Raw genomic sequence first — 14183 nt, 5'->3', positions numbered from 1 at the left:
CGCATGTTTCGATCTTTACCGGTGTGGATAATTCCACACCGGTTTTTAGCGTTTTTAAAAGCAAACTTTTAAATGACGCGCTTTCTAATCTGCGAAGAGAGCTGTTCAAAGCCAATGACCACAATCAGAATCACCAGGATAATGGTTAACGCGCGGTCATAGTTAAACAGGCGCATGGCAGCGGCTAGTTCAACCCCGATACCCCCAGCCCCCACTAGGCCAAGCGTCACCGCCGAGCGCAGCGCTTTCTCAACGCTATAGAGGCTTGTTGCCGTCATTGATGCCAACGTTTCCGGCAAAATGGCACCACCGATCACCGACAGCCTACCTGCGCCTGTGGCGCTGAGTGCTTCGGAAGGGCCTGGGTGAACCTCTTCAATGCGTTCTGAAAAGAAGCGAGCCGCGAAGCCTATGGTATCCATCACAATCGCGAGTACCCCTGCAATCGGTCCTAAGCCAACCGCTACCACAAAAATAAGCGCCCAAATAAGGTCTGGAATGGTACGCATGGTGGCAATCATCAAGCGTGTGATGGAGCGGATCCACGGGGTTGGCGAGGTGTTGCGAGCCGCCAGCAGCGCAAACGGCAGGCTTAAAACAACCCCGATGGTAACGCCAACAATGGCAATGTTAAGGGTTTCAAACATCGACCACGCCAATACATCGAGATCGGCCAGGTCGGGAGGAAAGGCGCGCCCTATAAAGTGCACTAAATTGACGCCGCCACGGAGCAGGCGTTCCAGGGTTAAGTTGGTGGCCATGACACCTTGAATAAACAGCGCTAAAAAAACTAACGCCACCCCCCAGGTAAAAGGGGAGGGCATGGCAAAGCGTGGTGGCAAAGGCGTGCTGGTTCGGTGGTGATTGGGCATGGTTGCCTCGCTATTATCAGGAAGTGGGGAGGGCAGCGTTATCAACAGTTGGGGGCGAAATTTGGTCTACCCGCACATCGCCCTGGTAGAGCTGCTGCATAGTGGCAAGAGCCACTTGCTGCCTCGGCGTATCGAGGACTATTTGGCCCGCTTTCATACCGATAATGCGGTCGCCGTACTGTTGGGCTAACTCCAACTGGTGCAGCGTGCACAGCACGGTTAAACGCCGTTCCGACACTACGTCCAGCAGCAAATCCATGATTTCTTTGCCGGCTTTTGGGTCAAGGCTGGCTATAGGTTCATCGGCAATAATTATTTCGGCGTCCTGCATCAGCGTGCGGGCAATGGCCACCCGCTGTTGTTGACCACCGGAAAGTTGACGACAGTCGGCATGGGCCTTGTGTGCTAACCCAACGCGTTCAAGTGAGGCCATAGCGCGCTCGCGCAACTCATGAGTAGCAAGGCAAGCGAGCGAGGCGAGCAGGCCAAAACGTTGCTGTCCCTTGGCGCCATAGAGCACGTTTTGAAACACGCTGACGTTCTGCACCAGATTAAATTGCTGGAAAACCACACCCACTTTGCGTCGTAGCTGGCGTAATTGTGGTTTAGAAAGGTGAGTGAGGGAGTCGCCCAAAATAGTGATCTCCCCTTGATCATGGGATGTTAGACCATTTAGGCAGCGCATTAATGTCGATTTACCGCAGCCGTTCGCACCCAACAAAATGACGCACTCGCCTCGAGTAATCTCCAGCGTTAAGCCACGCAGTACGTGCAACTGCCCGTAGTGTTTATGCAGATTGTGGACGCTGATAGCCTTCATAAAAAAACCTCCTGCGTTAGCGGCAGGAGGTGGATAAATTGAATGTTCATGGTCAGACCTACTTATTAGCAGCACATTCCTGTGCCGTTGTGGTGCGAAAAGAGGGGGATGTTTACAGATCGATACCCGCTGCTTCGTAGGCGCGGCGTACTACGTCGTAATCTGCGTTGGTGCGGTCAAAGCCTAGCGAAGAGTCCCGGTTTAGGAACTTATCTTCGTTGCGATCGGTGGCAATCAGCGCGTTCCAGAGCGTGTCGGCATTGGTTCTGAGTTTTTCACTTAGGGCCGTTTTGCAGGCGTTGTCTAGCGAACCGCGCATTATCACCGGGTCACCGGGTAATACGTCGCTTTTGGCGATTACGCGGTATTCGCCGTCGGGATCCATGGCCTGAATTTCGTCGATATCCCGGTTGCCACCGCCCATTGCGTCTACATCACCATTAACGAGTGCCGCAATGCGTGCATCACCGGCCATAATAATTTCCAGATCACGATCGATATCGAGGCCCGCGTCTACCAACATCTGGCTGGGGAAAATATGCCCACTGGTGGAGCCCACATCTTTCAGCGCTACGCGGTGGCCTTCCAGATCCGCCAGGGTGTCGATATCGCTGTCGGCGGGTACAAAAAAGCTGCTGCCGTAATGTGGGCGTTCAATGGCAAACAGAATGTCGATATCGCTTTCACGGTCAAACAGCACAAATTCAGACGGGCCGGCGAAAACAAGATCAACATCGTCGTACTGAAGCGCCGTGCCCGCAGCCGTGCGGTTACTCAGGCTAAACATCTCCAGCTCAAGGCCGGTAGTGGTTTCAAATGCTTCGGCGAAGGGGCCGAAAGCCTCTTCTAGCGGCCCCATGCCTTCAATGCCGGTATCCGCCATGCGGATCGGGTTAGGGCACACATTGCTCAAATCATCATTGGCGAACACGCTTGGCGAGGTGGCAAGTGATGCCACTCCTACGATTGCTAGGCTTAGCGCTGTTTTACGGGCGAGTTGTTTACCAACACGGTTTTTATGGAAACGGTTAGTACTGACATTGGCTTTATGCATTAGTCGTTATCCTGCCGATGAAAAAAGTCTACATTGAAGTGGTAGCTAGGGTGGCAGCCGACAATGACGGTACGGTGAAGTGAAGATGACGATTTGATCACGGATTTATGACGCTCCCGGCAGGCATCTTTACTGCTAAAGTGTCTGAACACTGTTATGAAAGGAGTCACTTAAAATGCGTTTTCACCGCTATGGCTTGGCGCTAGGGACAGCGTTATTTGCCACCGTTCCTCCTGCCTTTGCTGATAACTACACCCTGACGCTATTTCACACTAACGATCTACATGGGCGTACCGACCAGTACCCCTATCTAATTACCACGCTGAACGAGGCGCAGGAGCGCTTTGGCGAAGGGTTGCTGCTGGATGCCGGTGATATCTTCTCAGGCACGCTCTACTTCACGGAGTTTCAAGGCCAGGATGCGTTGGAGTTTATGAATTTGATGGGCTACGACGCCTTTGTGCCCGGCAACCATGAGTTCGATTTGGGTGATCCACAGCAGGGCCATCAAGCGCTAGCGGCGTTTTTCGCAGGCGCCGAATTTCCTATTTTAGGGGCGAATCTGGACTTCTCTGCAGGCCAGGAGTTTGCTGACATGTTGGGTGATTCAGTCAGCGCTGACCCGCAGGCGGGGAGGCTTTATGACGGCATGATCGTTGAGCATAACGGTGAGCCAATCGGCATCTTTGGGTTAAGCACTCAGGACAGTGAAACGATCTCCAGCCCTGGCCACGTCACCATCAGCGATTATCGCCAAGCGACTGAAGCCATGGTGGCAAGCTTTGAAGAGCAGGGCGTTAACAAGATTATTGCCCTTACCCACCTGGGCTACGACAGTGACCCTAGCGTAGGTAATGACCTGCTGTTGGCAGAGCATGTCGAAGGCATCGACATTATTATTGGTGGCCACAGCCACACCCAAGTGTCGCCCCCCAGGCTGCTGAGCGAGAGCCGCTCTGGTGAGAAGCTCCCATCACCGACGGTGATTGGCCAGGCAGGCGAGTATGGCCAGCACCTGGGCGTTATGCAGGTCACCTTTGACGAGAACGGCGTGGTGGTGGATGCAAGTGGGGAACTGCTCGCTGCCGACGATCGCGAAGCGGACGCTGATGCCGCCAAGCGGCTTGAATCCTACACCGCTGAGATTGAGACACTGCGGGATACCCAGGTCAGCGCCAAGGTAATTTCCACGCTCCCCAACCCGCGTCACGGTAGTGGCGATGAACGGAGCGTGCGTGCCAATGAAACAGCGCTGGGCAATTTAATCGCCGATGCCCAGCTGCATGCTGCGCAGCAGGTGGCACCCGACACGGTTATGGCGATTCAGAATAGCGGCGGCATCCGTGAAGCGATTGAGAGTGGTGATGTGTCTGTGGGTGATTTGATTGTCGTGCAGCCATTTGGCAATCGCCTGACGCTGCTTGATGTCACTGGCGCCGAGCTGCTGGAAACCTTCGAGATCGCCCTGGCTAATGCACCTGGCGAAGACGGCGGTTTTCTGCAGGTGTCAGCAGGCGTTGAGTTGATATACGACAGCGGCGAGCCGTCGGGCGAGCGGGTGGTTAGCCTAAGCGTTGCCCAGGAAGGCGCGATGCAGGCGATTGACCCCGAACGTACTTATACCATCGCCACCAATAACTTTACCGCTGCTGGCGGCGACGGTCATGCGGTACTTGGCGCTGCCTATGAAGATGGTCGCAACACCATCGTTGGCAACACGGACTGGGAGATGCTGCGCGACTATATGGTGGAACGTAAAGAGGTGTTCTACCAGGTGGAAGGGCGGATTACTGATGTAGCTCAAGAAGTTGTGGCGCAAGAGGGTGTGGCCCAGGAAGCGTCGTAGTGAGTTCCGGGCCACGGGTAGCGCTTACTTATCGATGATGCTTTCAAAGCCGCCAAAGATGAGCCGCTTGCCATCAAAGGGCATCGGGTTAACGTCCATCTGCAAGCGCGGGTCTTGCATGACTTTCGGCATGGCCTCATCGCGCACGCTGCGCGATGGCCACTCTATCCAGGAAAAGATGATGCTTTCGTCCTCCTTGCGCTTGACCGCCATGGTAAAGGAGGTCACTTCCCCTTCGGGGACATCGTCTCCCCAGCACTCCACGACCCGCAGTGCGCCGTGTTCCTTGAAAACAGCGGCCGCGGCACGGGCATGCTCAATAAACGCAGCTTTATTAGCGCTGGGCACGGCAGCGACGAAACCATCTACATAAGGGTGTGTAAGCTTGCTCATGGCTGTTCTCCTATTACTATTTTATTCTGCTTTAGGGGGGAGTTCTCGAACGGGGCGTACCTCAATGCTGCCCAGCCGGGCGGGTGGAATACGGCTAGCCAGCTGCAGCGCCTCATTCAAGTCGTGGGCTTCGAGCAGGTAGAAACCGGCCAACTGCTCCTTGGTTTCCGCAAAGGGGCCATCGGAGATTAACGTCTCGCCATCGCGTACACGCACGGTGGTAGCGGTTTCTACTGGCTGTAACGCTTGTCCGGCCAGGTAGTGGCCGTTGGTGCTCAGGCGCTCTACCCCGGTGATACACTCCTGATTGAGGTCGTGCCATGCCTGTTCGCTCATGGCGTTGATAATCTGTTCTTGGTAATAGACCAGCGCAACGTACTTCATGGAGAGTCTCCTTCTGTGGCCAAGGGGCAGTTGTCTGACGGAACGTTTACCATCCAGCCGACGCCGAAACGATCTACCGTCATGCCGAACCCTGGTGACCAGAAGGTCGCTTCGAACGGCATGATAATCTTTCCACCCTCCGCTAGCTGAGCAAAGGTTCGTGCGGCCTGCTCGATATCCTGATACTCCAATTGAACCTCTACCCCTTGTGGTGGTGTATAGCAGTCAGCTGCCATATCGGCGCCCATCAATCGGCGTCCACGCAGGTTCAGCGAGGCATGGATGATGCGGTCATGGAGGGCGGGCGGCATGTGTTCAGTGGCGGGTGTGTCAGCATAGGTTAACAGGCACTCCAAATGCCCTCCGGTGACATCGGCATAGAACTGCATGGCCTCCCGGCAGGTGCCGGGAAAGGCAACGTGCACGTTCATGGCATCCGGTACACGAGCAAGGTTACGGTGCTGCTCAATGCCGGCACCGGGCTCAAAATCTTCCAGTGAGAAGTAGCGCCGTAGTTCGAGGGTCACGTTGCCATCGGCATCCTGGGTGGGCCACTGCTGAGCCCACTCAATGGCCGCCTGCAGGGAGGGGGCTTCGAGCACGCTGTAACCGGCAATGCGCTCACTGGCTGGAGACAAAGGCCCTGGGATAATGGTGGGTTCACCGTTTTTGAAACGGATCAGACACCCGTCGCTGGTCGGATGTAAGCCATCGCCGCTCAAAAACACGCCTGCCTCGGTCATGCGCTGGTTATAAGCAGCCATGGCGGCAAACATTTCCTGGGATGGCATAGCGCCGTTTTCGGTGTTGGCATCGGCACGGCGTATCAGCATGAATTTCATTGAGAGCCTCCTGGTTGTTCAGAGTAGTGACTCTCTTTAGTCGTTTGGCATCGTCTTGAATCGACATAGCCTAGATATTATTTTTTGGTAATCGGAATACCCGGTTAATTTCCTTCTGCCATCGGATGCAGGTTAAATGATCTTATTACGTAGCAACGACTTTCTGACGGCGCGCCGCGACATGATCGAGGAAAGCCCGAAGCTGCGGCGTGACCAGTCGGTTGCCTGGGTAGTAGAGGTAGAACCCTGGCTCCCTTGGACACCAAGACTCCAGCACCTCAACGGCATCGCCGGCCGATAGCAGGCCCCTCACCTCCGGCTCAAGGAAATAACCAATACCAAGTCCATCCTTGACCGCACGCAGTCGCGTTGCCACATCGTGGGTACACAGCGGGCCGGTCACAGCCAACCGAACGGACTGACCTTCGCACTCGAATTCCCAATGGAACAGGTGTCCACCGCTTGGCCAGCGCATATTGATACAGGTGTGTTCCTTCAAAGCAGCGGGATGCTCCGGTGTTCCTGCCCGAGCCAGATAGAGCGGCGATGCCACTGCAATCCAACGTAGTGGCTCGCTCATTGGCACTCCCACCATATCCTGTTCCAGGCTCTCACCGAGCCGCAGCCCGGCATCACACTCACTTGCCACCACATTTTCCAAACGATCAGAGATGACGATCTCGACTTCAATTCCAGGGTAAGTCTCGGCAAAGCTAGCCAGATGTGGCGCCAGCGCATAAGCAGCCCCAGCGCGCGACGCATTGATCCGCAACCGTCCGCCAAGCTCGTCCTGTTGCTCCAGCAACTGCGCTTGAGCCGCTGAAATCTCCTTCAGAGCGGGTCGAACTCGCTCATACAACTGTTGGCCCGCTTCCGTTGGCCGCGTGGTTCGAGTGGTTCGGTTCAAAAGACGCTGTCCTAAGCGTGCCTCTAACCGCTGGATCGTCTGACTGAGTGCCGAGGGCGAAACACCAAGCCATCCTGCTGCTCGTGCGAAATTGCCACGTTCGACGATTGCCACGAAGGCGCTCAATTCCGCCACATCGCTACCTTTCATTGTTCATTTCAGCTTCATAGTCCATGAATATATCAGTGTATTCTGTCAGTTTAAGAACAAGCCTACCATTGCGGAAACCAACAGCTTAGGGAGAATCCCATGCAGCTCGACCATTACCGCTTGCTGGGCCGTTCGGGCCTGAAAATATCGCCTATGGCGCTAGGCACCATGACTTTCGGTACGGAATGGAACTTCGGCGCCGACGAGTCGACCTCCCGCGCGCTCTTTGATCGCTACGTCGATCACGGTGGCAACTTCATTGATACGGCGAATTACTATACGGGTGGCACTTCCGAGTCCTTTGTCGGCCGTTTCGCCCAGGGGAAACGGGAGCGCCTGGTCATTGCCACAAAATACACCTTGCCGATGCGCGGTGATGACCCCAACTCTGGAGGCAACAGCCGACGTAGCATGGTTCGTGCGGTAGAAGACAGCCTGACTCGCCTGGGCAGCGACTATATCGACCTGCTGTATCTGCACGCCTGGGATTTCACCACCCCCGTGGAGGAGGTTCTGCGCGCCATGGATGATCTGGTAGCGGCGGGAAAGGTCGTTTATCTGGGGCTGTCGGATATCCCTGCCTGGCAGGCTTCACGGATGCAGGCTATCGCAGATCTCCGAGGCTGGTCGCCAATGGTTGCAATGCAGCTGGAATACAATCTGATTGAGCGCAGCGTGGAAGGTGACTTGGTTCCGATGGCGCGTGAAATGGGGATGGGGATCATGCCCTGGTCACCGCTGGCGAGTGGACTCCTGACGGGGAAGTACAATCGTGCCGAACTCGCACCCGAAAACGTGGTCAGCGGCAGCCGTGCCGCCATCGTGACCGAAGCGGGGTCTGTCCCCGAACGCAGCTTTCGCATTATTGACGAAGTGAAACAGGTCGCTACGGAACAAAATACATCACCTGCCACTGTGGCTTTAGCATGGCTGCTCACCCGTCCTGGTATGGCTGCACCGCTCATTGGAGCGCGATCGATAAGTCAGCTTGAAGCCAATCTGGCCGCACTCGAATTGGAACTGACAGGTGACCAATTGGCACGGCTCGACGAGGTCAGCGCGGTGCCTCTAGGATTTCCCCATGAGTACCTGCGGCGCCCGGCGGTTCAGGCAAATATCTATGGCGATATGTCGATCTCTATGCGGGGCTAATGGATGTTTATGGAGCTGGCTCTAGTTCGTTTAACCGCTTTAGCAAAAAGCGTTTTTCTGGATTCAGGGTGACCAATAGTAGCGCCTGTTGATAGGCGCTGCGCGCGGCTTCATGCTGGCCTTGGCGACGCAGTAAATCCGCTTTTGCGGCATGAAATAAATAATAGCGGCTTATTTGCGGGTGATGAGCGATGTCGTCGAGTAACTTCAGTCCGGTATCGGGCGCACCGTTCATGGCAATGGCGACCGCGCGATTCAGCGCCAGAATGGGTGATGGAAAGCGTCGGCAGAGGGCATCATAGAGCCTGACGATACGCCCCCAATCGGTCTGCTCTGCGCGGCTAGCCTGGGCATGTACGGCGGCAATCGACGCCTGAAGGGTGTAGTACCCGGTGGGGGTGAGCGCCAGCGCCTGTTCCAGCCACGCTATGCCGACCTGGATATCCTCTTGGCACCATAGGCGCCTGTCCTGAGCATCCAGTGTCACCAGTTCACCGTCGCTATCCTGGCGCGCATCCCGGCGGGCATCATTAAGCAACATCAAGGCCATCAGCCCAAATACCTCACCCTGGGGCAGTAGCCGTGCCAGCTCATTGCCCAGTCGCATGGCTTCTTGGGTAAGGCTGATATCGACCACATTGGCTCCCGTGCTGCGCGAGTAGCCTTCATTGAAAACCAGATAGATGACTTGGAGCACATCGGGTAGGCGCTCGGGCAGCTCTTCCTGGGTAGGCACGGCATAAGGGATATGCGCATCGCGAATTTTGCGTTTGGCTCGTACGATACGCTGTGCCAGCGTCGTAGGCTTCATCAGTAGCGCGCTGGCTACCTGCTCAGTGGTTAAACCGCACATCTCGCGAAGCGTCAGGGCAATCCGTGCTTCCATGCTCAAACTTGGGTGGCAGCAGGTGAATAGCAGCCGCAAGGCGTCATCTTCGATAGCCGTTAGCTCAAGATCCAGCGTCTCTTCTGTAGGTAACCGCTCTGTGGGTAATAGCAAGTGAGCCCGACGGCGTGCAGTACTGCGTTGGCGGATTTGGTCTATTCCGCAGTGGTAGCCGGTGCGAATTAGCCATGCTGTGGGGTTGTCAGGTTTGCCGTTAATTGGCCACTGTTGAACAGCCGCCATAAAGGCATCCTGCATGGCTTCTTCGGCTAGTTCAAAATCCCCCAGTAGGCGTATCAGCGTCGCCTGCACGCGCCGGGAGTGCTCACGATACAGGTCATCGACGTATGAAGGTTCAGTACTCATCAAGGGAGATCCGTAAGCTTTATCTCAAACGTAGCGCATGGTTTCTCCGTTGACTTGTTTTTTTGGAAGGGAGGCGTTCAATCCCCTGTGCGTTTTCCCGTGACGCTGTTGAAAGGATGCAGAGCGTCGCGGGTTACAAAAAATCGCAGGGTTTCGCCTTCGGCGACCGGCGGCTGCCCCGAAACGCGGATGACTGTGGGCTGATCGCTATCGGCGAGGGTCACATACAGGTGGCTTTCGGCACCGGCGGCTTCAAACAGCGCCAGCGTTGAGTCGACAGTTAGGTGAAGCGCGGTCGGCGGCGCTAGATGCATATCATCTGGTCGAATGCCGACGACATCGGTGCCGTCGGGCAGGTTATCCAGCAGGCCGTTGGTGCCTTGCGCCTTCAGGTAATCCACTGGCAGCATGTTCATGGCGGGCGAACCGATAAAGCCAGCCACGAACATACTGGCGGGGTGGGAATAGATCTCCATGGGCGTGCCCACTTGCTCAATCTGCCCGGCGTTAAGCACTACCAGGCGATCACCCAGTGTCATGGCTTCCAGCTGGTCGTGGGTCACATAGAGGCTGGTGGTTTTCAGGCGCCGCTGCAGCTGTTTGATCTCCACGCGCATCTGCACGCGCAGCTTGGCATCCAGGTTGGAGAGCGGCTCGTCGAATAGAAATGCCGCCGGTTCGCGCACCAGGGCACGGCCCATGGCTACCCGCTGACGCTGGCCGCCGGAAAGCTTGCGTGGCTTACGCTCTAGAAAATCTTCGATCTCAAGCATTTTGGCGGCAATTCGCACGCGCTTTTCAATGTCTTCTTTTTTAAACCCGCGGTTCTTGAGGCCGTAAGCCAGGTTGTTGTACACCGTCATATGCGGGTAGAGCGCATAATTCTGAAACACCATGGCGATATCACGCTCGGCGGGCTCTAGCTTATTGACCACCCGGTCACCGATTTTGAGCGTGCCTTCGGTAATGGTTTCAAGCCCTGCCACCATACGTAGCAGGGTAGATTTGCCGCAGCCGGAAGGCCCGACCAGCACCACAAATTCGCCATCTTCAATCTGTAAGTCGATGCCTTTGACGGCGTGAACATCGCCGCTATAGGTTTTCTTTAGCCCTTCCAAGGTAATGCTGGCCATCTTATTTCTCCGTCTCGGTCAGGCCTTTCACAAATAGGCGTTGCATAAACAGAATCACTAACACCGGCGGCAGCGCTGCCATCACCACTGCCGCCATCACCAGTTGCCACTGTGGGTTCTCTTCAGAGGTCATGCGCTGAATGCCCATCACGATGGTGTAATAATCAGGGTCGGTGGTGATAATTAGCGGCCAGAGGTACTGGTTCCAGCCGTAGATAAACATGATCACAAACAGCGCGGCGATATTGGTCACCGACAGCGGCATCAGTATGTCTTTAAAAAACTTCAGCGGCCCTGCGCCATCGACCCTGGCGGCTTCGAGCATCTCTTCGGGAATGGTCATAAAGAACTGGCGAAACAGAAACGTCGCGGTGGCCGAGGCGATCAGCGGAATCGACAGCCCGGCAAAGCTATTGAGCATTTTAAGATCCGCAACGACCTGAAAAGTCGGAATAATGCGCACTTCTACGGGCAGCATCAACGTGACGAAGATCACCCAGAAGAAGAACATCCGAAAGCGGAAACGGAAGTAGACGATGGCAAAGGCGGAAAGCAGCGAAATAGACAGCTTACCTACCGTGATCGCCATGGCCATTATGAAACTGTTCCAGAGCATCAGGGCGGCCGGCGGTGCGCCGGCATTGGAGACGCCCGCTTGCCACATGCGCGTGTAGTTTTCGATCCCGTGACCGCCGGGCAGCAGTGGCAGGGTGCCCTGCAGCAAACCCGAGAGGGAATGGGTAGAGGCGACAATAGCGACATACACCGGAAAAGCCACCAGCGCGACACCAGAGATCAAAACAATATGGGCTATCAGGTTAGCCCAAGGGCGGTTTTCAACCATTAACGTTCTCCCAAAGGCTTAGTAGTTGACTCGGCGCTCAATAAAGCGGAATTGAATCATCGTTAATGCCACCACAATCACCATTAGAATCACCGACTGAGCTGCTGAGGAACCGAGGTTGAGGCCCACAAAACCATCGGCGTAGACCTTGTAGACTAAAATATTGGTCGCCTGAGCCGGGCCGCCTGCGGTGGTGGAATGAATGATCGCGAAGGTGTCGAACATGGCATACACCACGTTAACCACCAGCAAGAAGAAGGTGGTAGGCGTGAGCAGCGGAAAAATAATCGTCCAGAAGCGCTTGGTTGGGCTGGCGCCATCAATAGAGGCCGCTTCAATTAGCGATTGGGGAATGGACTGTAAACCTGCCAGGAAAAATAGGAAGTTATAGGAGATCTGCTTCCAGGCGGCAGCAAAAATCACCAGCAGCATGGCATCACTGCCGGAGTTACGATGGTTCCACCGGTAACCCACCATTTCCAGCATATAGGGCACAATGCCGATGGAGGGGTTGAAGATAAACCACCACAACACGCCCGCAAGGGCGGGGGCGATGGCGTAGGGCCACACCAGCAGCGTGGTATAGGTGCTACGTGATCGAATCATCCGGTTGACGGTGCTGGCCAATAAAAGTGCCATCGTCATTGATAGCAGTGTGGTACCGACTGCGAATACCGCCGTGACCGACAGAGAGTTGAGATAGCTACCATCGCGGAACAGGCGAACAAAGTTCTCGAAGCCCACAAAAGTCGTTTTAAGGCCAAAGGCATCTTCGCGCAACAGCGACTGATACAGCGCCTGGCCCGCAGGCCAGATAAAGAAAATCAGCGTCACAATCACCTGGGGCGCCAGCAGCGCGTAGGGCAAAAAGCGACCAGGGTAGGTCATGCGTTTGGTTTGCATGGGCAGCTCTGCAATGGGTTAGCAAATATGAGCATCAACAAACAAAATCGCCGCCCACCTTAGAGTGAGCGGCGAAGTAAGTGCTTATTTACTGGTTGGCATCTTCAAAGTCACGGAGCAGGTCATTGCCGCGTGCTACTGCGTCGTCCGCCGCTTCCTGGCCGGATTTGCCGCCGGTCATCACAGCTTCCATTTCTTCAGAGATGATGTCGCGAATCTGGACAAAGTTACCAAAGCGTAGGCCCTTAGAGTTTTCGGTTGGCTCGTTAAGGGTCATCTGTTTCAACGAAATATCCGCACCGGGATTCTCATCGTAGTAGCCCTGCTCTTTGCTCAGATCCCAAGCGGCTTGGGTGATGGGCAAGTAGCCAGTTTGCTGATGCCACTGCGCCTGCACTTCGGGTTGGGAGAGGTACTCAAAGAACGCTGCAACGGCTTCGTACTCTTCGTCGCTATGGCCCTGCAGTGCCCACAGGGTGGCGCCACCGATAATCGAGTTTTGCGGTGCGCCTTCTACGTCGTCGTAGTAGGGCTGCATGCCAAAGCCAACTTCAAATTCTGAATTGGCGGCGACATCCGCACGTGAAGCAGAAGAGCCGAAGAAAATCGCGCAGTCCTGGGAGTAGAACATCGGCTCAGAGTCGGGGCCGGAGCCGGGGCCACCCCATTTAAAGACACCTTCTTCCTGCCAGTCGTGGAGGTTGTCCCAGTGGCGAGCGACTAGCTCATTGTTGAAGGTAAACTCGGTTTCCATACCGCCAAAGCCGTTTTCCAGCGTACCTAGCGGCACGTTATGCCAAGCGGAGAAGTTTTCCAGCATTACCCAGCTAGGCCAGGAGGTGGTAAAGCCACAGCTGGCGGCACCAGACTCGACGATTTGGCGTGAGAAATCGGCCACTTCTTCCCATGTTTGTGGCGGCCGCTCGGGGTCCAGGCCTGCTTCTTCAAACATGTCCTGGTTGTAGTACATGATTGGCGTAGAGGAGTTGAACGGGAAAGAGAGCATATTACCGTTGGTGTCGGTGTAATAACCAACGACGGCTGGCAGGAAAGCTTCATTATCGAAAGCGCGACCATGCTCTTCCATCAGCTCGTACACTGGGTAGATGGCGCCTTTGGCGTTCATCATGGTGCCGGTACCGACTTCAAACACCTGCAGGATATGCGGCTGTTCATTGGCGCGGAAGGCGGCAATGGCGCCCGTCATCGTCTCGGTGTAAGTGCCGCGGTAGCTGGGTGTGACGTGGTAGTCGTCCTGTGAAGCGTTAAACTCTTCGGTCATTTCTTCGAGAATTTGACCCAATTGACCGCCCATGGCGTGCCACCAACTAACTTCAGTGGCTGCCTGGGCAGACAGGCTAAGGCTGGCGGTCGCCACACCAACGGCAAGCGCGTGCAGTGTAAAACGAGACATAACAAGCTCCTTGTGGGCCTGAACTTAGTCAGGCGTGCAATGCGTTTGTTGAGATTTTTGGATGCACTGAACAGTAAGAAGTGTAGATGACGTTTTAGTGAATGCACGATGAACCTGCCGTGACAGTCAGCATTATGCCGCCAGCATGCCTACTCAGTAGGAAAAGGAGGAGGGCGATGATAGGGTGGTATAAAGTAGGATGATATAAAGAGTCCAA

14 protein-coding genes are annotated in these 14183 nt (G+C 55.3%); 2 read left to right on the top strand and 12 right to left on the bottom strand.

Annotated features, from left to right (window positions below; all coding sequences use genetic code 11):
• Window positions 1-68: 68 nt before the first annotated feature.
• From phnE to phnD, 3 genes are all read right to left on the bottom strand, one after another.
• Window positions 69-872: a phosphonate ABC transporter, permease protein PhnE gene (gene phnE, locus HZU72_RS02690; protein ID WP_180090355.1), complete on the bottom strand. Its 804-nt coding sequence runs from the start codon at window positions 870-872 to the stop codon at window positions 69-71.
• Between the two features lie 16 nt (window positions 873-888).
• Entirely contained in the window at window positions 889-1692 is an 804-nt protein-coding gene (gene phnC, locus HZU72_RS02685) for a phosphonate ABC transporter ATP-binding protein (RefSeq protein WP_180090353.1), read from the bottom strand.
• Window positions 1693-1804: 112 nt separating this feature from the next.
• A complete protein-coding gene (gene phnD, locus HZU72_RS02680) occupies window positions 1805-2746 on the bottom strand; it encodes a phosphate/phosphite/phosphonate ABC transporter substrate-binding protein (RefSeq protein ID WP_235975964.1) in 942 nt (313 codons plus the stop codon).
• Between the two features lie 175 nt (window positions 2747-2921).
• Here phnD and HZU72_RS02675 point away from each other — a divergent pair, with 175 nt between their 5' ends.
• Window positions 2922-4592 (top strand): bifunctional metallophosphatase/5'-nucleotidase, encoded by a 1671-nt coding sequence (locus HZU72_RS02675; protein WP_180090351.1) that lies wholly within the window; start codon window positions 2922-2924, stop codon window positions 4590-4592.
• Window positions 4593-4616: 24 nt separating this feature from the next.
• Here the strand turns inward: HZU72_RS02675 and HZU72_RS02670 are convergent, their stop codons facing one another.
• The 4 genes from HZU72_RS02670 to HZU72_RS02655 form a co-directional block, all read right to left on the bottom strand.
• The gene (locus HZU72_RS02670; RefSeq protein ID WP_180090349.1) at window positions 4617-4985 is read right to left on the bottom strand and encodes a DUF1428 domain-containing protein; all 369 of its coding nucleotides are present in this window, start codon (window positions 4983-4985) and stop codon (window positions 4617-4619) included.
• A 21-nt stretch (window positions 4986-5006) separates the two neighbouring features.
• The gene (locus tag HZU72_RS02665; protein WP_180090347.1) at window positions 5007-5369 is read right to left on the bottom strand and encodes a YciI family protein; all 363 of its coding nucleotides are present in this window, start codon (window positions 5367-5369) and stop codon (window positions 5007-5009) included.
• Entirely contained in the window at window positions 5366-6211 is an 846-nt protein-coding gene (locus tag HZU72_RS02660) for a YciI family protein (protein WP_180090345.1), read from the bottom strand. The genes HZU72_RS02665 and HZU72_RS02660 overlap by 4 nt, the downstream gene beginning before the upstream one ends.
• 145 nt (window positions 6212-6356) lie before the next feature.
• The gene (locus HZU72_RS02655) at window positions 6357-7268 is read right to left on the bottom strand and encodes a LysR family transcriptional regulator (protein ID WP_180090343.1); all 912 of its coding nucleotides are present in this window, start codon (window positions 7266-7268) and stop codon (window positions 6357-6359) included.
• 99 nt (window positions 7269-7367) lie between these two features.
• Between HZU72_RS02655 and HZU72_RS02650 the strand changes: the two genes are divergently transcribed.
• Complete coding sequence (locus tag HZU72_RS02650; protein WP_180090341.1) at window positions 7368-8420, top strand: aldo/keto reductase; 1053 nt, start codon at window positions 7368-7370, stop codon at window positions 8418-8420.
• 7 nt (window positions 8421-8427) lie between these two features.
• Here HZU72_RS02650 and HZU72_RS02645 read toward each other — a convergent pair whose 3' ends face one another.
• The 5 genes from HZU72_RS02645 to ugpB form a co-directional block, all read right to left on the bottom strand.
• Entirely contained in the window at window positions 8428-9672 is a 1245-nt protein-coding gene (locus tag HZU72_RS02645; protein ID WP_180090339.1) for an RNA polymerase sigma factor, read from the bottom strand.
• Window positions 9673-9749: 77 nt separating this feature from the next.
• Window positions 9750-10805, bottom strand: coding sequence for a sn-glycerol-3-phosphate import ATP-binding protein UgpC (locus HZU72_RS02640; protein ID WP_180090337.1), 1056 nt, complete (start codon window positions 10803-10805; stop codon window positions 9750-9752).
• A gap of 1 nt (window position 10806) precedes the next feature.
• Entirely contained in the window at window positions 10807-11649 is an 843-nt protein-coding gene (gene ugpE, locus HZU72_RS02635; protein WP_180090335.1) for a sn-glycerol-3-phosphate ABC transporter permease UgpE, read from the bottom strand.
• 18 nt (window positions 11650-11667) lie between these two features.
• The gene (gene ugpA / locus HZU72_RS02630; RefSeq protein WP_180090333.1) at window positions 11668-12552 is read right to left on the bottom strand and encodes a sn-glycerol-3-phosphate ABC transporter permease UgpA; all 885 of its coding nucleotides are present in this window, start codon (window positions 12550-12552) and stop codon (window positions 11668-11670) included.
• Window positions 12553-12640: 88 nt separating this feature from the next.
• The gene (ugpB, locus tag HZU72_RS02625) at window positions 12641-13966 is read right to left on the bottom strand and encodes a sn-glycerol-3-phosphate ABC transporter substrate-binding protein UgpB (protein ID WP_180090331.1); all 1326 of its coding nucleotides are present in this window, start codon (window positions 13964-13966) and stop codon (window positions 12641-12643) included.
• Window positions 13967-14183 lie beyond the last annotated feature (217 nt).

The sequence above is a fragment of the Vreelandella sedimenti genome, from assembly GCF_013416325.1.
GTDB classification, from domain to species: Bacteria; Pseudomonadota; Gammaproteobacteria; order Pseudomonadales; family Halomonadaceae; genus Vreelandella; species Vreelandella sedimenti.
Note: the sequence above shows the minus strand (reverse complement) of the source record. Positions and strands in the feature narration are given on the sequence as shown.

Coding starts and splice junctions, on each gene's coding strand:
- phnC (WP_180090353.1), bottom strand. CDS start 1,692: ATGAAGGCTATCAGCGTCCACAATCTGCATAAACACTACGGGCAGTTG.
- HZU72_RS02640 (WP_180090337.1), bottom strand. CDS start 10,805: ATGGCCAGCATTACCTTGGAAGGGCTAAAGAAAACCTATAGCGGCGAT.
- HZU72_RS02655 (WP_180090343.1), bottom strand. CDS start 7,268: ATGAAAGGTAGCGATGTGGCGGAATTGAGCGCCTTCGTGGCAATCGTC.
- HZU72_RS02645 (WP_180090339.1), bottom strand. CDS start 9,672: ATGAGTACTGAACCTTCATACGTCGATGACCTGTATCGTGAGCACTCC.
- HZU72_RS02665 (WP_180090347.1), bottom strand. CDS start 5,369: ATGAAGTACGTTGCGCTGGTCTATTACCAAGAACAGATTATCAACGCC.
- ugpB (WP_180090331.1), bottom strand. CDS start 13,966: ATGTCTCGTTTTACACTGCACGCGCTTGCCGTTGGTGTGGCGACCGCC.
- ugpA (WP_180090333.1), bottom strand. CDS start 12,552: ATGCAAACCAAACGCATGACCTACCCTGGTCGCTTTTTGCCCTACGCG.
- HZU72_RS02675 (WP_180090351.1), top strand. CDS start 2,922: ATGCGTTTTCACCGCTATGGCTTGGCGCTAGGGACAGCGTTATTTGCC.
- ugpE (WP_180090335.1), bottom strand. CDS start 11,649: ATGGTTGAAAACCGCCCTTGGGCTAACCTGATAGCCCATATTGTTTTG.
- HZU72_RS02650 (WP_180090341.1), top strand. CDS start 7,368: ATGCAGCTCGACCATTACCGCTTGCTGGGCCGTTCGGGCCTGAAAATA.
- HZU72_RS02670 (WP_180090349.1), bottom strand. CDS start 4,985: ATGAGCAAGCTTACACACCCTTATGTAGATGGTTTCGTCGCTGCCGTG.
- phnE (WP_180090355.1), bottom strand. CDS start 872: ATGCCCAATCACCACCGAACCAGCACGCCTTTGCCACCACGCTTTGCC.
- HZU72_RS02660 (WP_180090345.1), bottom strand. CDS start 6,211: ATGAAATTCATGCTGATACGCCGTGCCGATGCCAACACCGAAAACGGC.
- phnD (WP_235975964.1), bottom strand. CDS start 2,746: ATGCATAAAGCCAATGTCAGTACTAACCGTTTCCATAAAAACCGTGTT.